We start from the raw sequence: 17,696 nt of genomic DNA on the forward strand, positions 1-17,696 counted from the left end.
ACAACCGCGACAAGAACAACAACGAGGGAGCGATGGGAAACGCCTGCGAAATTTATGCCATTCGATATGCGACGATGCAGCGCACGCCGCAGATGAATTTTCTCTCGCCCGATCCGCACGAGACCTCGGCGCAGGACCTGGATTATTTCGTCTGGTTGATTCGCAGCGGCGGCCGCGACATCGTCGTCGATACCGGCTTCAATGCGGAGGAAGCCAAGCTGCGCGGCCGCAAGCTCATGCTCAATCCGGTCGATGCGCTTAACGGATTCGGAGTGAGGGCCGAGGACATCAAGGATATCATCGTCACCCACATGCACTACGACCACGCGGGCAATCTCGACCGCTTCCCCAATGCGCGTTTCCATCTGCAGGACAAAGAGATGGCCTACGCTACCGGACGCTGCATGTGCAACGGCTTGCTGCGGCATCCGTTCACGGTGGAGCATGTCACGCAGATGGTGCGCCATGTCTACGGCGAGCGCGTCACCTTCCATTCCGGCGACGGCGAGGTCGCGCCCAGCATCACCGTGCATCGCGTCGGCGGCCATTCCGACGGCTTGCAGGTGGTGCGGGTCGAGACCGAGCGCGGCCCGGTGGTGCTGGCCTCGGACGCATCGCACTATTACGCCAATTTGCATCGGCGCAGTCCGTTTCCGATCGTCTACAACGTCGGCGATATGGTGACGGGATGGGAGACCGTCGAGCGCCTCGCCGGTCATCCCGATCGCTTCATTCCCGGCCATGATCCGATCGTCTGCGAAATCTATCCGCGCGCCAGCGACAAGGTCGACGCCTTTGCCCTGCACAAGGCGCCGTCGCGTTCGTTTGTGAAGTGACGGCGCAGCCGTCATTCCGGGGCTCGCGAAGCGAGAGCCCGGAATCCAGAAGTTGCTGAGCGAGAGATTCCGGGTTCGCCGCTGTCGCGGCGCCCCGGAATGACGAGTTCAACTAATACGCCTCCTTCGCGTCGGCCTCCTCGCTGGTCTGCACCAGCGCAAGGCTCTTCTCGATCTTGCCGAGGAGGGCGGCAAAGTCCTTGCGCTCCTGCGCGGTGAGGCAGGAGAGGATCTCCTGCTCCCTGCGCAACAGGCGCGGGATCAATTCCTCATAGAGCGCGCGGCCCTTGCGCGTCAGCCGCAGGCGGAATTCGCGGCGGTCTTCCGCGTTCTCGACGCGTTCGACGATCTGCCGCTCCATCAGCGCAGTCACCGCGCGGCTGATGGTCGATTTGTGCGTGCGCGTGCAGTCGGAAATGTATTGCGCGCTGCAGGCGTCACTGCGGAAGCCGAGCGTCGCCAGCACCCGCCATTCCGGGATGTCGAGCCCGTAGCGCACCTGGTATTCGTCCGACAGCGCGTTGCTTACCTCGGCGGAAAGCCGGTTCAGGCGGAACGGCACAAAGCGGAACAAATCGAGCCGCGAGGCTTTCCTGCGGGTGGAGGTTTCCTCGCGGGCCGAGGGGTTTAGCGCTGTCGCCAAATTTCTCTCCAATGCGGGTTGCGTGCAGGGGCGCGCACGGCTAAGATAGTTGCATCTGCGACTAATTTAGCAGAGCGCCCCCAAGCTGGCTAGTAGAGAACGCATGGCCCAGGCCAAAGCTCAAGCCAAGACCCAGTTCGGCTATCGCCGCCATCCCGACCAGGATCGGGCCGGGGCGGATTTGGCCGAATATCCGGTTGCCGTGGTCGGCGCGGGTCCGGTGGGGCTGTCGCTGGCCATTGATCTGGCCCAGCGCGGCCAGCGCGTGGTGCTGCTCGATGATGCAGACCGGATCGGCGAGGGCTCGCGCGCGATCTGCTTCTCCAAGCGTTCGCTGGAGTACTGGGATCGCCTTGGCATAGGCCAACGCATGGTCGACAAGGGCGTGGTGTGGAGCGTCGGCAAGATCTTTCACGGCGCCTCGCAGCTTTACCAGTTCAACCTGCTGCCGGAGCCTGGCCACAAGCGCCCCGCCTTCATCAACCTGCAGCAATTCTATGCCGAGGCCTATCTCGTCGACCGCGTCGAGGAGCTTCCTGCGATCGACCTGCGCTGGCGCAACAAGGTGACGGCGCTGGAGCAACGCAATGACGCCGTGGCGCTGACGATCGCAACACCGGACGGGCCATATCAAATTCACGCCGGCTACGTCATTGCCTGCGACGGCGCGCGCTCCTCGCTGCGGCAGATGGTGGGCGCCGAATTTTCCGGCCAGATGTTCGAGGATCAGTTCCTGATCGCCGACGTGAAGATGACGGCGGAGTTTCCGACCGAACGCTGGTTCTGGTTCGATCCGCCATTCCATGCCGGGCGCTCGGCGCTGTTGCACAAGCAGCCCGACGACGTCTGGCGCATCGATCTGCAGCTCAGCCGCGATGCCGATCCCGAGGTCGAGAAGAGGCCCGAGAATGTGCGGCCGCGAATCGCGCGCATGCTTGGTCACGACAAGTTCGAATTCGAATGGATTTCGCTTTACAAGTTCCAGTGCCGCCGCATGGACCGCTTCATCCATGGTCGCGTGATCTTTGCCGGCGATGCCGCGCACCAGGTCTCGCCGTTCGGCGCGCGCGGCGCCAATTCGGGACTCGAAGACGCCGAGAATCTCTCCTGGAAGCTCAACCGCGTGCTGGGGAAACAATCGCCGGCGAGCCTTTTGGAGAGCTATCACATCGAGCGCAGCGCGGCGGCCGACGAGAATATCCGCGAGTCCACGCGCTCGACCGATTTCATGGCGCCGAGCACGCGGCAGGAAGCGCGGCTGCGCCAGGCCGTGCTGTCGCTCGCCAGCGAAACCGAGTTCGGCAAGCGCATGGTCAATGGCGGCAGGCTGTCGGTGCCGTCGGTCTACGATTCGCCGCTGTCGACGGCGGACCACGATCAATGGCGCGGCGGTCCGCGGCCTGGCGCGTCCATGCTGGATGCGCCGCTTGCCTTCCGAGATGGACAGGCCCGATTTCTGACCGATGCATTCATCAGCGTCGGAAAGAATTTCACCCTGCTTGGGTTTGCGCCGGACGAGGAACCGGAGGCCGTGAGCGCGATCCGGATCGGCGGCGAATACGGCTATCTCGATCCGCAGGGGCTTGCCGTTTCGCGCTACGACGCTGAACCGGGCACGAGCTATCTGCTGCGGCCGGATGGCTATGTCGCCGCGCGCTTCAAGCGCCCGACGCCCGCGTTGCTGGAAGCGGCGCTGGCGCGGGCCGCTGGCTTCTCATGACAGGGGCGCTGGCCATGCCGCTCTCGACCAGCTCGAACTTCGCAAAGCCGGACGACGCCTTTCGCGCCGTCGTCGAGGCGCATCGGGGCTTAAGCGACGAGCAGAGCGCCGGGCTCGACGCAGCGATGGTTCTGATCCTCGCCAACCATATCGGCGACATCGAAGTGCTGCAGGAGGCGATTGCGCTCGCCAAGCGCCGCGTGCTCGATGCAAGCCAGCAGCAACAACAGCAACAACAATAGACGTCAGGGAATGAATTGATGGCGAAGGGTTTTGCGTCCACCACCGATCTTGCGGAGAAGAAAGTGACTTTCTCCGAGATCGGCACTGATCTCTATGCCTTCACCGCGGAGGGCGATCCGAACACGGCCGTGATCGTGGGGGAGGACGGCTGCCTCGTGTTCGACGCGCAGGCGACGCCCGCGATGGCGAACAAGGTGATCGAGCGGGTGAAGACCGTGACCGACAAGCCGATCAAATATGTCGTGCTGTCGCACTACCACGCGGTACGCGTGCTCGGCGCTTCGGCCTATCGCGCAGAGGCCATCATCGCCTCGGAAGAGACGCGGCGCCTCGTCGCCGAGCGCGGCCAGCAGGACTGGGATAGCGAGTATGGCCGCTTTCCCCGCTTGTTCCAGGATGCCCAGAGCATTCCCGGCCTGACCTGGCCGACGCTGACCTTCGAAGGCGAGATGTCGATCTATCTCGGAAAGCGCGAGGTGCGCTTGATGCAGCTCGGCGCCGGACATACCTCAGGTGACATCGTCGCCTGGGTGCCGGATGCCGAGGTGATGTTTTCCGGAGACCTCATCGAATATCACTCGGCCTGCTATTGCGGCGACGCGCATTTGCGGGAATGGCCGATGACGCTGAACGAGATCCGCGCCTTCAATCCGAAGGCCGTCGCGCCGGGCCGCGGCGACGCCCTGAAAGGGCTTGGCACGGTGCGCGACGCCATCGCGATGACGCGCGACTTCGTCACCACGCTGTACAACGCCGCGGAAAGCTCCGTCGCACACGGCCGCAGCCTCAAGGAATCGATGGCCGCGACGCGCGATGTGATGGACCCGAAGTTCGCAAGCTTTGCGATATACGAGCACTGCCTGCCGTTCAACGTCTCGCGCGCCTATGAGGAAGCGTCGGGTATCGACGATCCCGTGATCTGGACCGACAAGCGCGACCGCGAGATGTGGGCCGCCCTGCAAGGAGGAGGATAGTCATGAACATCAACACCTCGCCTGATCAAATCATCAGAAGCTCCGCGCAAGTGACGCCGGGCTACATGTCCGGCTTCGGCAACAGCTTTGAGACGGAGTCGCTGCCCGGCGTGCTGCCGATCGGCCGCAACTCGCCGCAGCGCGCAGCCTACGGGCTCTATGCCGAGCAATTGTCGGGCTCGCCTTTCACCGCGCCGCGCGGCACCAATGAGCGCTCCTGGCTCTATCGCATCCGTCCTTCGGTGAAGCATTCGGGGCGCTTCAAGAAGGTCGATCCCGGGCTGTGGCGCTCGGCGCCGTGTCACGAATATGATCTTCCGATCGCGCAACTCCGCTGGGATCCGACGCCGATGCCCAAGGAAGAGATCACCTTCCTTGAGGGCGTGCGCACCATGACGACCGCCGGCGACGTGAACACGCAGGCAGGCATGGCCGCGCATGTCTTCCTGATCACCAAATCGATGGTCGACCAGCATTTCTACAATGCCGACGGCGAGATGATGTTCGTGGCGCAGCAGGGTAATCTGCGCTTCGTCACCGAGTTCGGCCGTATCGATATCGAGCCCGGCGAGATCGCGGTGATCCCGCGCGGGGTGAAGTTTCGCGTGGAAATCCCCGCGGGCCCGGCGCGCGGCTATCTTTGCGAGAACTATGGCGGCGCCTTCACGATGCCGGAGCGCGGTCCGATCGGCGCCAATTGCCTTGCCAATGCGCGCGACTTCCTGACGCCGGTGGCGGCCTATGAAGAGAAAGACACGCCGACCGAGCTCTACGTAAAATGGGGCGGCTCGCTGTTCGTAGCGGAACTACCGCATTCGCCAATCGACGTGATCGCCTGGCACGGCAACTACGCGCCATACAAATACGACCTCCGCCATTTCTCGCCGGTCGGCGCGATCTCCTTCGATCATCCGGATCCTTCGATCTTCACCGTGCTGACTTCGCCGTCGGAGACGGCAGGGACCGCGAATATCGATTTCGTGATCTTCCCGGAGCGTTGGGCGGTCGCGGAAAACACCTTCCGCCCGCCCTGGTATCACATGAATATCATGAGTGAGTTCATGGGGCTGATTTACGGCGTCTATGATGCGAAGCCCGAGGGCTTTGTGCCGGGCGGCATGAGCCTGCACAATTGCATGCTGCCGCACGGCCCGGATCGCCAGGCCTTCGATCACGCGTCGAACGGCGAGCTGAAGCCTGTGAAGCTTACGGGCACCATGGCCTTCATGTTCGAGACCCGCTTTCCCCAGCGAGTCACCCGATACGCGGCGACCTCGGCGACCTTGCAGGACGACTATGCCGATTGCTGGAAGGGACTTGAGAAACGGTTCGATCCGAACCGGCCGTGATTTCTGTCATTCCGGGGCGCCGCGGAGCGGCGAACCCGGAATCCATAACCCCGAGCTGTGGTTATGGATTCCGGGCCTGCGCGCTCCGCGCGCATCCCGGAATGACGATCGATAAGGTTTTCGCGATGAGGAAATCATAGTGCCCCACCCCAACGACCCAAAACTCCGCTCCTTCATTTCCGTCGATCCCACATCCGACTTCCCGATCCAGAATCTGCCTTACGGCGTGTTCTCCGCGCGCGGGCTTGCGCCGCGCGTCGGCGTTGCCATCGGCGACTACGTGCTTGATCTCTGGGAGCTCGAACAGGACGGGCGCTTCGCCTTCGGCGAGATCGGCGTGTTCTCACAAAGTTCGCTCAATCCGTTCATGGCACTCGGGCCAAAGGCCTGGTCAAAGACCCGCGCGCGGATCAGCGAGCTGTTGCGCCACGATCACCCGGAGCTGCGCGACAATGAGGAACTGCGCAAGCGGGCGCTAGCGCCGATGCGCGAGGCGAGGCTGCACCTGCCGCTAGCGGTCTCCGGCTACACCGACTTCTATTCCTCCAGGGAGCACGCCACCAATGTCGGCGTGATGTTCCGCGGCAAGGACAATGCGCTGCAGCCGAACTGGCTGCACATGCCGATCGGCTATAACGGCCGCGCTTCGACTGTCGTGGTGTCGGGTACAAAGGTGAAGCGGCCGCGTGGGCAGTTGAAGCCGCCCAATGCCGATGCGCCGAGTTTTGGCGCCTGCAAGCGGCTCGATTTCGAGCTCGAGATGGGCGTCGTGGTCGGCCAGGCCTCGACGATGGGCGAGATGCTGACCGAGCAACAGGCCGAAGAGATGATTTTCGGCTTCGTGATCCTGAACGACTGGAGCGCGCGCGACATCCAGCAATGGGAATATGTGCCGCTCGGCCCGTTCCAGGCCAAGGCGTTTGCGACCTCGATCAGCCCGTGGATCGTGACGCGCGAGGCGCTGGAGCCGTTCCGCCTGCATGGGCCTCAGCAGGATCCGCAGCCGCTGCCCTATCTGCGCCAGGCGCAGCCGAATAATTACGACATGGAGCTGGACGTCTCCTTGCGCGCGCCGTCCATGAACGCGGCGCAAAGCATCTGCCGCACCAATTTCAAATACATGTACTGGTCGTCGGTGCAGCAACTGGTGCACCACGCCTCGAGCGGCTGCGCGATGAACGTCGGCGATCTCCTGGGCAGCGGCACCATCTCGGGTCCGGAGAAGCACCAGCGCGGCAGTCTCCTCGAAATAAGCTGGAACGGCACGGAACCGGTCGCGCTCGACGGCGGCATCAAGCGCTCCTTCCTGGAGGACGGCGATTCTCTCGTCATGCGCGGCTGGTGCCAGGGCGATGGCTACCGCGTCGGCTTCGGCGAGGTAGAAGGCACGATCCTGCCGGCGGAGTGACGCGTCAGGCTTGTAGGGTGGGGAAAGGCGCGAATGCGCCGTGCCCACCACCTTTCCATCCGCCAAACTGGTGGGCACGCTCCGCTTTGCCCACCCTACAATCTCGAGATTCCGGGTTCGACGCTTCGCATCGCCCCGGAATGACGACGACAACTCCGTTACCGCTCTTGCGGCGCGATATCCTTCAGCCGCGCCACATGCGCAGCGATATCATCGAGCGGATATTTCAGGTGCACGCGTTTGTCCGACGGCGGCTGCTTCAGGACGCAGGCGCCCGGCCGCCATTCCTTCGCGGGCCGGATCGGCCGTGGGACAAAGCCGCCGCCGCAATTCGGGCAGACGTTGTTCAGTTTGTTCTCGGCACAATCCGCGCAGAAGGTGCATTCATAGGAGCAGATGCGCGCGTCAAGGGCACTTGGCGGCAAGTCCTTGTCGCAATATTCGCAGTTCGGTCGCAGTTGCAGCGCCATGATTCTCGTCCCGGTGCGATCGTCGATGTTTGCAAATCGCTTGTGAAATGCGAACGGCGAATTTCCCTCGATTTGCGTCATAACGGATATCTACGTTCGTCATGCCCGGCGTCGTGCCGGGCATCCTCGTCTTTCGGGGCGATCTGAAAGAAAGTCGTGGATGGCCGGGATAAGCCCGGCCGTGACGAAAATGATGCGACTTGAGCGATCCTCTCAAGAGCGCAGCGGCAACTTCGCGCTCTCCTTCAGCCGGTCCAGCACGATCGAAGAGCGGACATGGGCGACGCTCGGATGCGGCATCAGCACGTTGTTGACGATATCGGACAGGCTCTTGAGATTGCGCAGCACGGCTTTCAGCACATAGTCTGCGTCGCCGGTCAGCGAATAGGCCTCCTGGATCTCGTCGACGCGGTTGACGAGCGCGCGAAACTTCTTCGCGTTGTCGGGCGAATGCGTCGCCAGCGTGATGTGGATGAAGGCGATCAGGTTGAAGCCCAACGCCTCGGCGGAGAGATCGGCGTGATAGCCGGAAATCACCTTCTCCTCCTCCAGCCGCATCCGTCGCCTTGAGCATTGCGAGGCTGATAGCCCGATGCGATCGGCGAGCTCCTGGTTGGTGAGCCGGCCGTCATCCTGCAGCGCGGTCAGAATTTTGAGGTCGAAGGCGTCCACGTCGATCATGCGTCAAATATCCGGATCGTGCACAAAACGTGCATGATCTTAGCGAAACGTGACCTCGTTTGCATGCACTTTGTGCGGGATTCGGCGGAAAATCACTCCAACAATTGAGGGAGAGTCCGCCATGGGTCCATTTCCGCACGACGCGCCGCCAGCCACCATCAGCGCCGACAATCCAATGGGCACCGACGGTTTCGAGTTCGTCGAATATGCACACCCCGAACCCCCGAAGTTGCATTCGCTGTTCAAGCTGATGGGCTTTGCGCCGGTTGCGCGCCACAAGACCAAGGCGATCACGGTCTACCGCCAGGGCGATATCAACTATCTCGTCAACGAGGAGCCCACTACCCACGGCTTCGACTTCGTCGCCGCGCACGGCCCGTGCGCGCCGTCGATGGCGTTCCGCGTGGTCGATGCGATGGCCGCCTATCAGCGCGCGATCGCGCTGGGTGCAGAGCCCGCGGATGTTTCGCAGGCCGAGAAGACGCTCGATGTTCCCGCCATCAAGGGCATCGGCGGCAGCCTGCTCTATCTCGTCGACCGTTATGGCGCGAAGGGCTCGACCTATGATACCGAGTTCGAGTGGCTCGGTGCGCGCGATCCGCAGCCTCTCGGCGCCGGACTGTTCTATCTCGACCATCTCACCCACAACGTCCACCGCGGTCGCATGGATGTCTGGGCGGGTTTCTACGAAAAGCTCTTCAACTTCCGCCAGATCCGCTTCTTCGACATCGAGGGTCGCGCGTCGGGCCTGTTCTCGCGGGCGCTGACGAGCCCGGACGGAAAAATCCGGATTCCGATCAACGAGGACGCCGGCGATTCCGGCCAGATCGAGGAGTATCTCAAAGTCTATCGCGGCGAGGGCATCCAGCACATCGCCTGCGGCTGCCGCGACATCTATTCGACAGTGGAGCGCCTGCGCGAGGCCGGTCTGCCGTTCATGCCGTCGCCGCCCGATACCTATTTCGAGAAGATCGACACAAGGCTGCCCAAGCACGGCGAGGACGTCGCGCGACTCAAAAGGGACGGCATCCTGATCGACGGCGAAGGCGTGGTGAACGGTGGCCAGACCAAGGTGCTGTTGCAGATCTTCTCGGCGAACGCGATCGGGCCGATCTTCTTCGAGTTCATCCAGCGCAAGGGCGATGACGGATTCGGCGAGGGCAACTTCAAGGCGCTGTTCGAATCGATCGAGGAAGACCAGATCCGCCGCGGCGTGCTCAAGGTGGAGCACGCGGCGTAGTCTCTCCTCCGTCATTGCGAGCGAAGCGAAGCAATCCATCGCGCCACACGTGGAGATATGGATTGCTTCGTCGCTTACGCTCCTCACAATGACGGTGGAGACTTATCGTCCAGCCTTCCACGCACTCACCAGCGCGCCGATCTCCGCCACCTCCGGCTCGCGGATCGCCGACGGCGTGCGGGAGAAGCGCGGGGCGGGGGCGGGCTGGGTCACGCCATGGCGCTCGACAAAGACGTTTCGCGCGGCCATGTGCGGATGCTTCGGCGCTTCCGCCATGGTGAGGATCGGCGCGAAGCAGATATCTGTGCCTTCCATGATTTTGCACCAGTCCTCGCGCGTCTTGCTCTTGAATATCTTTACGAGCTTCTCCCGCAACTGCGGCCAGGCCTTGCGATCCATCTGCGCGTCGAAGCATTCCTCCGAGAGCCCCGCGTGCTGGCGCAGCAGCGCGTAGAATTGCGGCTCGATCGATCCGACCGAGACAAAATTGCCGCAGGAGCATTCGTAGACGCCGTAGAAATGCGCGCCGCCGTCGATGAAATTGTTCTCGCGGCCCTCGACCCAGCGGCCGATCGCGGTCATGTCGAAGAACATCGACATCAGCGACGCCGCGCCGTCACACATCGCGGCATCGACCACCTGGCCCTTGCCGGATTTCGACGCTTCGAGCAGCGCGGCGAGCACGCCGACCACGATATAAAGCGCCCCGCCGCCGAAATCGCCGACCAGGTTGAGCGGCGGCACCGGCCGTTCCTTCGGCCCGATCGAGGCCAGCGCGCCGGTAATCGAGATGTAGTTGATGTCGTGGCCGGCGGCATTGGCGAGCGGGCCTTCCTGGCCCCAGCCGGTCATGCGGCCGTAGACCAGCTTCGGATTGCGCGCGCGCACGACATCGGGGCCGAGCCCGAGCCGCTCCATCACGCCGGGCCGGAAGCCTTCGATCAACGCATCGGCACCGGCGAGCAGGTCGAGCACCTGCGCGATCGCGGCCTTGTCCTTCAAATCCAGTTCGACGATCTTGCGGCCGCGGCCGGCGACCGACTTCAGGCTCTTCTTGGCGCCGACGCGATCGAGAGTCACGACCTCGGCGCCCATGTCCGCCAGCATCATGCAGGCGAAGGGACCCGGGCCGATGCCGGCGAACTCGACAATGCGGAAGCCAGCCAAGGGGCCTGTGGCGCGAAGTTGCGATTGCGGAGCGGGCTTGTCGAGCATGTCGTGATGTCCTGGAGCGTTTCCGGCCAAATTGTCTCGCCTCGCGGCGAAGGTGGCAAGCGCCTTTAGCGCGACGTCCGCGCAAAAACAAATCGGCGCGCATCGCTGCGCGCCGCTTGGTTGTTGTGTCTAGACGCTATCGCGGCGCAATCAGCCTGCAGCAGTCACCGCCCGTTGCGCCATCACCTTGATCAGATTGGCGCGATAATCCGCGGAACCGTGGATATCGCTCAACAGGCCGTCGGCTGAAATCTTGACGCCATCGAGCGCGCCCGCCGACCAGTTCGATTTCAAGGCGGCTTCGATCGCACCAATCCGCATCACACCGCTTTGCGAAGCGCCAGTTGCTGCAGCGCGCACATCGCCGGACCTGGTTCTGGCGACGAACACACCGGTCAGCGCAAAGCGCGAGGCCGGGTGCGGGAATTTGGCGTAACCCGCCTTGGCTGGAACCGGGAACGAGACGGCAGTGATGATCTCGCCGTCCTGCAACGCGGTCGAGAACAGCCCTTTGAAGAATTCATCGGCCGCAATCGAGCGCTTGTTGGTCTTCACCGTCGCGCCGAGCGCCAGCACCGCGCTCGGATAGTCGGCTGCCGGATCGTTGTTGGCGAGCGAGCCGCCGATGGTGCCGCGATGGCGCACGGCGGGATCGCCGATGGTGGACGCGAGATGCGCCAGCGCGGGAATCGCCCTCTGCACATTCGCATTCGTCGCGACGTCATAATGGGTGGTCGCGGCCTTGATCGTCACGGCATCGCCGGACACCTCGACGCCGACCATGTCCTTGATCTTGCCGAGGTCGATCACGTCGGAGGGCGACGAAAGCCGCTGCTTCATGACCGGGATCAGGGTCTGCCCGCCGGCGAGGTATTTGGCTTCCTTGCCCTTGGCGAACAACGCCGCGGCGTCGTCGATCGAGGAGGCGCGATGATAAATGGTCTCGTACATGATGTGCTCCTCCTCTCAGGCTGCGTGGATCGCGTGCCACACGCGGTCGGGCGTCGCCGGCATTTCGAGCTTGTTGTTGCCGATGGCATCCGTGATCGCGTTGATCACGGCGGCAGAAGCGCCAATCGCGCCGGCCTCGCCGCAGCCCTTGACGCCGAGCGGATTGCCCGGACACAGCGTCGTGGTGTGCGACAGCTTGAACGACGGCAGATCGTCGGCGCGCGGCATGGTGTAGTCCATGAACGACGCGGTCACGAGCTGGCCCGAGCCGTCATAGACCACGCCTTCGAGCAGCGCCTGGCCGATGCCCTGCGCGAGCCCGCCATGGACCTGGCCTTCGACGATCATCGGGTTGATGAGCCGGCCGAAATCGTCAGCTGCGACGAAGTTGACGAAGCTGGTCTTGCCGGTGCCCGGATCGACCTCGAGCTCGCAGATATAGGCGCCCGCCGGGAAGGTGAAGTTGGTCGGGTCATAGAACGCGGTCTCCTTCAGGCCGGGCTCCATGCCTTCCGGCAGGTTGTGTGCGGTGTAGGCCGCAAGCGCCACCATCGGCAGCGCCAGCGATTTGTCGGTGCCGGTGACCTTGAACTCGCCGTTCTCGATGACAATGTCGCCCTCGGACGCTTCGAGCAGATGCGCCGCGATCTTCTTCGCCTTGGACTCGACCTTCTCCATCGCTTTCACGATGGCGGTGCCGCCGACCGCGATCGAGCGCGAACCGTAGGTGCCCATGCCGAACTGCACCTTGTCGGTGTCGCCATGGACGATCTGCACCTGGTTGATCGAAACGCCCAGGCGCTCAGCGATCAATTGTGCAAACGCCGTCTCGTGGCCCTGGCCATGGCTGTGGGTGCCGGTGAGGACCTCGATGGTGCCGACCGGGTTGACGCGGATCTCGGCGGATTCCCACAGGCCGACGCCGGCGCCGAGGCTGCCGACGGCTTTCGACGGCGCGATGCCGCAGGCCTCGATGTAGCAGGAGACGCCGATGCCGCGGAGCTTACCCTCGGACTTTGCTTTGGCCTTGCGCGCGGCGAAGCCGGCATAGTCGATCGCCTTCTTTGCCGCTTCCAGCGACGCATGGAAGTCGCCGGTATCATAGGCCATGATCACAGGCGTCTGATAGGGGAACTGGGTGATGAAATTCTTCGCCCGCAGCTCGGCCGGATCGACCTTGAGCTGCCGCGCTGCGGTCTCCATCATCCGCTCGACCAGATAGCTCGCCTCAGGCCGGCCCGCGCCGCGATAGGCGTCGACCGGCGTGGTGTTGGTGTAGACGCCCATCACCTCGGCGTAGATCGCCGGGATGACGTATTGGCCCGAGAGCAGCGTCGCGTAGAGATAGGTCGGCACCGCGGACGAGAACAGCGACATATAGGCGCCGAAATTGGCATGGGTCTTGACCTTGAGCCCCAGGATCTTGTTGTCCTTGTCGAAGGCCATCTCCGCCTTGGTGACGTGGTCGCGGCCATGCGCGTCGGTCAGGAAGGATTCGGAGCGGTCGCCGGTCCATTTGATCGGCCGGCCGACTTTCTTTGACGCCCACAGGCACACCATCTCTTCGGGGTAGATGTAGATCTTCGAGCCGAAGCCGCCGCCGACGTCGGGCGCGATCACGCGAAGCTTGTGTTCGGGCGCGATGTTGTAGAACGCCGACAGCACCAGGCGCGCAACATGCGGGTTCTGCGAGGTGGTGTAGAGCGTGAAATGCTCTTCTGCGGTGTCGTAGTCGGCGATCGCCGAGCGCGGCTCCATCGCATTCGGCACCAGGCGGTTGTTGGTGAGCTCCAGCGTCACCACATTGGCCGCCTTGGCAAAGGCGCCCTTGACCGCCGCCTCGTCGCCGAGATGCCAGTCATAGACCACATTGCCGGGCGCCTCGGGATGAAGCTGCGGCGCGCCGGACTTGATCGCGGCCTTGATGTCGGGCACGGCCGGCAGCTCTTCATAATTGACCACCACGGCTTCCGCCGCGTCTCGCGCCTGATTCTTGGTCTCGGCGATCACGACCGCGACCGCCTGCCCGACATAGCGCACGGTCTCCGGCGCCATCGCGGGATATGCGCCCATCTTCATCGGCGAGCCGTCCTTGGAGGTGATGGCCCAGCCGCAGATGAGGTTGCCGACCTTGTCGTCGACAAGCTGTTGCCCGGTCAGGACGGCGATCACGCCGGGCATTTTCGCGGCCGCGGACGAATCGATGCTCTTGATCTTGGCGTGTGCGTGCGGGCTGCGGATGAATTGGGCAAAGCTCATGCCCACCAGCTTGATATCGTCGACGTAACGGCCCTTGCCGGTAATAAAACGCTTGTCTTCCTTGCGCACCACGCTGGCGCCGATGCCTTCAACACCCATGTCTCTTCTCCCTACCGGAGTTTCGCTAAACCACCAATTCCATCGAACGCGGCGGTCTTGATTCAATGATGTTCGGAGCGGACGGCTATTCGGCCGCCTGCGCGACCTTCATGCGGCCGGCGGCGTCCAGCACCGCCCTGACGATATTGTGATAGCCGGTGCAGCGGCAGATATTGCCTTCAAGCTCGTGGCGGACGGTGGCCTCGTCGAGCTTGCCACCATAGCGATGGACGATGTCGATAGCCGACATGATCATGCCCGGGGTGCAATAGCCGCACTGCAGGCCGTGATTGTCGCGGAACGCCGCCTGCATCGGGTGCAGCTCGTCACCCTTGGCGATGCCCTCGATGGTGGTGACGCTGCTTCCGGCGGCCTGGGCCGCCAGCATGGTACAGGATTTCACCGCGCGGCCGTCCATATGGACGACGCAGGCGCCGCATTGGCTGGTGTCGCAGCCGACATGCGTGCCGGTCAGGTTCAGATGATCGCGCAGGAGATGGACCAGAAGCGTGCGGTCCTCGCAATCGACCGAGACCGCCTTGCCGTTTACCGTCAGTTTGACCGTCGACACTTATCCCTCCCGATGATTTTTGATTGGTCTGATTAGAAACAGCGGGCGGGTGACTTTGCAACGGGAAAATCGTCGCGAAAGGCATTGTGACGCCGACGCATCCTCCGTCTGACACTCTATTATAGAGGTGCCAATATCGAGGTCCCGGCCAAGCTGCCTGCCTCGTATATTTACGTAGCCTTATCCATTCTGGCCTAAGTTTGCCTGGTCAAGCCGGGGGGCTGCGCTCTCCGGCTTCGCTTAGGTTGGGACTTGGGGTTTGGACTCGGGGTTTGGACTCGGGGTTGGGACTCGGGTTTGGGCCGGGCTTGGAATTGGGGGGTAGGCATGCCGGGAAGTGTCCGTTTGAAATCATTGTTTTCCTGGCTTCCGACACTCCGCTTCCGCGCCAAGATCATGCTCGGTTTTGGGCTGGTGCTGGTGATCTCAGCCGTCAGCCTCGGCATGGCCTATTTCGGCTTCGCGCGCGTCTCGGAGGCGGTCGGCTCCTACCGGAGCAGCGTCTCGGAGGCCGACCTTGCACGCAACATCGACCGCGAGCTGATCTCCTATCGCTCGCTGGTGAAATACTACGTGGTCACCGGCAAGGACGACGACGCGAAGGCGGCGCAGGCGGCCCAAGCCGGTCTGAAAGCCGCCATCGAGCAGGCGCTCGCCAGCACCAAAAAGCCCGAGCGGCGCGAGGGGCTGAACAAGCTCGCGACCGAATTCAAGAATTTTTCCTCGACCTTTGCCAGGATCGTCAAGGTCAAGGGCGAAAGCCAGTTGATCGTGCAGAATCTGCTGCAGACCAACGCCAACATGTTCAAGTACAAGCTCGATGACATCGCTAGCAACGCGCCGGACTCCGAAGCGCAGGCGATCGAATCCGGCACCAAGCGTGTCAACGAGCAGTTCCAGGCCGCAAGCGCCGCCGCCAACATCTTCGTCATCAATTCCGACCAGACGGTCGCCGCCAACGCGCTGGCCCGGCTGGATTTCGTCGATGCCGCCTTCGGCCAGGTCTACTCCATGGATGACAAGATCGTGGCGGAGCTGAAGGAGGCCAAGGGCTTCCTTGCAGCCTATCAAAAGGCGCTGAAACAGCTCGTCGAGAACTCCAAGACGGTAGCCGATCTCGTGACGGAGATGAAGGGCTCTGCCGGCGCGATCAGCCAGGGTGCGAGCGCCATGAAGGACGATCTCGTCGCAGAACAGCAGCGGCTGGAAGCCCAGAGCAACGACATTGTCGGCCAGACCGAGAAGCTCATCATCGTGCTTGCGATCGGCGGCACGCTGCTCGGCGCCGCGTTTGCGGTGCTGCTCGGCCGCGGCATCTCGCGGCCGATGATCGCGATGTGCAGGGCGATGCGCGAGCTCGCCGCCGGCAATTTCGACGTCGTGCTGCCGGGCCTCGGACGCAAGGACGAGCTCGGCGAGATGGCGGGCGCGGTCGAGGAGTTCAAGATGCAGGCGGTCGCCAAGGCCGAGCGCGACGCCGCCGCCCAGGATGCGCAGAACCGGGAGGCGAGCGCCGCGCGCCGGGTCGAGCTGATTCGCTTTGCCGACGATTTCGAGACCGCGGTCGGCTCGATCGTGTCCAACGTGTCCGCTTCCGCGGTTCACCTGGAGCAGGCGGCCGGCACGTTGACGCGCACTGCGGAAACGACGCAGGGCCTGTCGAGCCATGTCGCCGGCGCCTCTGAAGTCGCTTCCACCAACATCCAGTCGGTCGCGTCCGCCACGGAAGAATTGTCGGTCTCGGTCGATGCGATCGGCAAGCAGATGCGCGAATCCAACCGCATTGCGGAAGACGCCGTCAAGCAGGCGCAACAAACCGACGCGCGCATCGGCAAATTGTCCCGCGCGGCACAGGAGATCGGGGACGTGGTCAAGCTGATCACCGCGATCGCCGAGCAGACCAATCTGCTCGCGCTCAATGCCACAATCGAGGCCGCGCGCGCAGGCGATGCCGGTCGCGGCTTCGCCGTGGTCGCCTCCGAGGTCAAGTCGCTGGCGAGCCAGACCGCGAAAGCAACCGAGGACATCTCGAACCACATCGCCGGCATGCAGGATGCGACCGCCGAATCGGTCGCCGCGATCAAGGAGATCGGCGCGACCATCGGCCAGATCTCGACCATTGCCACCTCGATCACCAGCGCCGTCGAGCAGCAGGGTGCTGCGACGCAGGAGATCGCGCGCAGCGTGCAGAGCGTCGCGCAGGGCACGCGCGAGGCCGCCTCCAACATCGTCGAAGTCAACCGCGGCGCCACCGAAACCGGCTCGGCATCGGAAGAGGTCTTGAGCGCTGCCAAGGCGCTGTCGAGCGAAAGCACGCGGCTGCGCGCCGAGCTCGATCGTTTCATGCAGAATATCCGCGCGGCGTAGGCTCACTCCATCCTCGCCACACCCACCACCGTCGTCCCCGCGAACGCGGGGACTCATAACCACAGGCCGGTGTTGTTGCGCTTGGTGATTGCGTCGTCATTGCGAGGAGCGTAAGCGACGAAACAATCCAGATCTCCTGTACCGCTCTGGATTGCTTCGCTTCGCTCGCAATGACGGCAAAAAACAGCCGCTTGTGGTTATGGATTCCGGGCTCGCGCTGACGCGCGCCCCGGAATGACGTCGGAATGCGTGGCGGTCACTCTCTACCGAACTGACGCTTCAGCTCCACCTTCGCGCGCTCGAGGCGTTGGCGTTGCGTCTTGGGCAAATTCTTGCCCGCGCGGTTGATATAGAAGGTCAGCATCGACAGCGCGGAACGATAGGCGCCGGACTTGCGGCGCTTGCTGCGCTCCGCCGAACGCTTGAGTGATGCGGCGATCTGTCTCGCACTGGTCAGCCTGAACACTCCGCGCTGCAGGTCGAGCGCGTCGCTCTCGCGTGTCACGCGCGCCGACCAGCGTTTTGGCGTTGCCTTCCGGGCCGTCTTTCGCGACATCGTTCTCCGCACGGCGGTCTTCCTGCGTGCTGTCATGGCCAAATCCTTTTCAGGGAAAACTCCGGCATTTCAAGGAAAAGAGAAATCGCGCCATGCAGTTCCTCATCGCTCGCC

The 17,696-nt window shown here is 63.2% G+C and carries 16 protein-coding genes; 8 read left to right on the top strand and 8 right to left on the bottom strand.

Annotation, left to right across the window (positions count from 1 at the left end):
* Window positions 1–32: 32 nt before the first annotated feature.
* On the top strand, window positions 33–836 hold the full coding sequence (locus VKR55_RS21975; RefSeq protein WP_324406587.1) for an N-acyl homoserine lactonase family protein: 804 nt from the start codon (window positions 33–35) through the stop codon (window positions 834–836).
* A 112-nt stretch (window positions 837–948) separates the two neighbouring features.
* Here the strand turns inward: VKR55_RS21975 and VKR55_RS21980 are convergent, their stop codons facing one another.
* Complete coding sequence (locus VKR55_RS21980) at window positions 949–1,479, bottom strand: MarR family winged helix-turn-helix transcriptional regulator (RefSeq protein ID WP_324406589.1); 531 nt, start codon at window positions 1,477–1,479, stop codon at window positions 949–951.
* 103 nt (window positions 1,480–1,582) lie between these two features.
* Between VKR55_RS21980 and VKR55_RS21985 the strand changes: the two genes are divergently transcribed.
* From VKR55_RS21985 to fahA, 5 genes are all read left to right on the top strand, one after another.
* Window positions 1,583–3,199: an FAD-dependent oxidoreductase gene (locus VKR55_RS21985; protein WP_324406591.1), complete on the top strand. Its 1,617-nt coding sequence runs from the start codon at window positions 1,583–1,585 to the stop codon at window positions 3,197–3,199.
* 14 nt (window positions 3,200–3,213) lie between these two features.
* Window positions 3,214–3,441, top strand: a complete 228-nt coding sequence (locus tag VKR55_RS21990) for a DUF2783 domain-containing protein (protein ID WP_324406593.1) — start codon at window positions 3,214–3,216, stop codon at window positions 3,439–3,441.
* 18 nt (window positions 3,442–3,459) lie between these two features.
* Window positions 3,460–4,416, top strand: a complete 957-nt coding sequence (locus tag VKR55_RS21995) for an MBL fold metallo-hydrolase (protein ID WP_324406594.1) — start codon at window positions 3,460–3,462, stop codon at window positions 4,414–4,416.
* A gap of 2 nt (window positions 4,417–4,418) precedes the next feature.
* Complete coding sequence (hmgA, locus tag VKR55_RS22000) at window positions 4,419–5,765, top strand: homogentisate 1,2-dioxygenase (RefSeq protein WP_324406595.1); 1,347 nt, start codon at window positions 4,419–4,421, stop codon at window positions 5,763–5,765.
* Window positions 5,766–5,904: 139 nt separating this feature from the next.
* The gene (gene fahA / locus VKR55_RS22005) at window positions 5,905–7,173 is read left to right on the top strand and encodes a fumarylacetoacetase (protein ID WP_324406597.1); all 1,269 of its coding nucleotides are present in this window, start codon (window positions 5,905–5,907) and stop codon (window positions 7,171–7,173) included.
* Between the two features lie 158 nt (window positions 7,174–7,331).
* On the opposite strand, the gene VKR55_RS22010 is transcribed toward fahA, so the two are convergent.
* Both VKR55_RS22010 and VKR55_RS22015 read right to left on the bottom strand, forming a co-directional pair.
* Window positions 7,332–7,643, bottom strand: coding sequence for a DUF1272 domain-containing protein (locus tag VKR55_RS22010; protein WP_324406598.1), 312 nt, complete (start codon window positions 7,641–7,643; stop codon window positions 7,332–7,334).
* A 213-nt stretch (window positions 7,644–7,856) separates the two neighbouring features.
* Complete coding sequence (locus VKR55_RS22015) at window positions 7,857–8,324, bottom strand: Lrp/AsnC family transcriptional regulator (RefSeq protein WP_324406600.1); 468 nt, start codon at window positions 8,322–8,324, stop codon at window positions 7,857–7,859.
* Between the two features lie 121 nt (window positions 8,325–8,445).
* Here VKR55_RS22015 and hppD point away from each other — a divergent pair, with 121 nt between their 5' ends.
* On the top strand, window positions 8,446–9,564 hold the full coding sequence (gene hppD / locus VKR55_RS22020; protein ID WP_324406602.1) for a 4-hydroxyphenylpyruvate dioxygenase: 1,119 nt from the start codon (window positions 8,446–8,448) through the stop codon (window positions 9,562–9,564).
* A gap of 102 nt (window positions 9,565–9,666) precedes the next feature.
* Here the strand turns inward: hppD and VKR55_RS22025 are convergent, their stop codons facing one another.
* From VKR55_RS22025 to VKR55_RS22040, 4 genes are all read right to left on the bottom strand, one after another.
* The gene (locus tag VKR55_RS22025; RefSeq protein WP_324406603.1) at window positions 9,667–10,779 is read right to left on the bottom strand and encodes a CaiB/BaiF CoA transferase family protein; all 1,113 of its coding nucleotides are present in this window, start codon (window positions 10,777–10,779) and stop codon (window positions 9,667–9,669) included.
* A 150-nt stretch (window positions 10,780–10,929) separates the two neighbouring features.
* A complete protein-coding gene (locus VKR55_RS22030) occupies window positions 10,930–11,730 on the bottom strand; it encodes an FAD binding domain-containing protein (protein ID WP_324406604.1) in 801 nt (266 codons plus the stop codon).
* A 15-nt stretch (window positions 11,731–11,745) separates the two neighbouring features.
* The gene (locus VKR55_RS22035) at window positions 11,746–14,088 is read right to left on the bottom strand and encodes a xanthine dehydrogenase family protein molybdopterin-binding subunit (protein ID WP_324406606.1); all 2,343 of its coding nucleotides are present in this window, start codon (window positions 14,086–14,088) and stop codon (window positions 11,746–11,748) included.
* 85 nt (window positions 14,089–14,173) lie between these two features.
* Window positions 14,174–14,659, bottom strand: coding sequence for a (2Fe-2S)-binding protein (locus tag VKR55_RS22040; RefSeq protein ID WP_324406607.1), 486 nt, complete (start codon window positions 14,657–14,659; stop codon window positions 14,174–14,176).
* 327 nt (window positions 14,660–14,986) lie between these two features.
* On the opposite strand from VKR55_RS22040, the gene VKR55_RS22045 reads away from it, so the two are divergent.
* Window positions 14,987–17,026 carry a methyl-accepting chemotaxis protein gene (locus VKR55_RS22045; protein ID WP_324406608.1) on the top strand — a complete coding sequence of 680 codons (2,040 nt, stop codon included), beginning with the start codon at window positions 14,987–14,989 and terminating at the stop codon, window positions 17,024–17,026.
* 256 nt (window positions 17,027–17,282) lie between these two features.
* On the opposite strand, the gene VKR55_RS22050 is transcribed toward VKR55_RS22045, so the two are convergent.
* A complete protein-coding gene (locus VKR55_RS22050) occupies window positions 17,283–17,618 on the bottom strand; it encodes a DUF3175 domain-containing protein (RefSeq protein WP_324406609.1) in 336 nt (111 codons plus the stop codon).
* Between the last annotated feature and the right edge of the window lie 78 nt (window positions 17,619–17,696).

Source organism: Bradyrhizobium sp. (assembly GCF_035309285.1).
Lineage (GTDB): Bacteria > Pseudomonadota > Alphaproteobacteria > Rhizobiales > Xanthobacteraceae > Bradyrhizobium.

Excerpts from the sequence above, each read along its gene's own strand:
- VKR55_RS21975 (WP_324406587.1), top strand. The coding sequence starts at position 33 with ATGGGAAACGCCTGCGAAATTTATGCCATTCGATATGCGACGATGCAG.
- VKR55_RS21985 (WP_324406591.1), top strand. The coding sequence starts at position 1,583 with ATGGCCCAGGCCAAAGCTCAAGCCAAGACCCAGTTCGGCTATCGCCGC.
- VKR55_RS21990 (WP_324406593.1), top strand. The coding sequence starts at position 3,214 with ATGCCGCTCTCGACCAGCTCGAACTTCGCAAAGCCGGACGACGCCTTT.
- VKR55_RS21995 (WP_324406594.1), top strand. The coding sequence starts at position 3,460 with ATGGCGAAGGGTTTTGCGTCCACCACCGATCTTGCGGAGAAGAAAGTG.
- hmgA (WP_324406595.1), top strand. The coding sequence starts at position 4,419 with ATGAACATCAACACCTCGCCTGATCAAATCATCAGAAGCTCCGCGCAA.
- VKR55_RS22010 (WP_324406598.1), bottom strand. The coding sequence starts at position 7,643 with ATGGCGCTGCAACTGCGACCGAACTGCGAATATTGCGACAAGGACTTG.
- VKR55_RS22015 (WP_324406600.1), bottom strand. The coding sequence starts at position 8,324 with ATGATCGACGTGGACGCCTTCGACCTCAAAATTCTGACCGCGCTGCAG.
- hppD (WP_324406602.1), top strand. The coding sequence starts at position 8,446 with ATGGGTCCATTTCCGCACGACGCGCCGCCAGCCACCATCAGCGCCGAC.
- VKR55_RS22025 (WP_324406603.1), bottom strand. The coding sequence starts at position 10,779 with ATGCTCGACAAGCCCGCTCCGCAATCGCAACTTCGCGCCACAGGCCCC.
- VKR55_RS22030 (WP_324406604.1), bottom strand. The coding sequence starts at position 11,730 with ATGTACGAGACCATTTATCATCGCGCCTCCTCGATCGACGACGCCGCG.
- VKR55_RS22035 (WP_324406606.1), bottom strand. The coding sequence starts at position 14,088 with ATGGGTGTTGAAGGCATCGGCGCCAGCGTGGTGCGCAAGGAAGACAAG.
- VKR55_RS22045 (WP_324406608.1), top strand. The coding sequence starts at position 14,987 with ATGCCGGGAAGTGTCCGTTTGAAATCATTGTTTTCCTGGCTTCCGACA.
- VKR55_RS22050 (WP_324406609.1), bottom strand. The coding sequence starts at position 17,618 with ATGACAGCACGCAGGAAGACCGCCGTGCGGAGAACGATGTCGCGAAAG.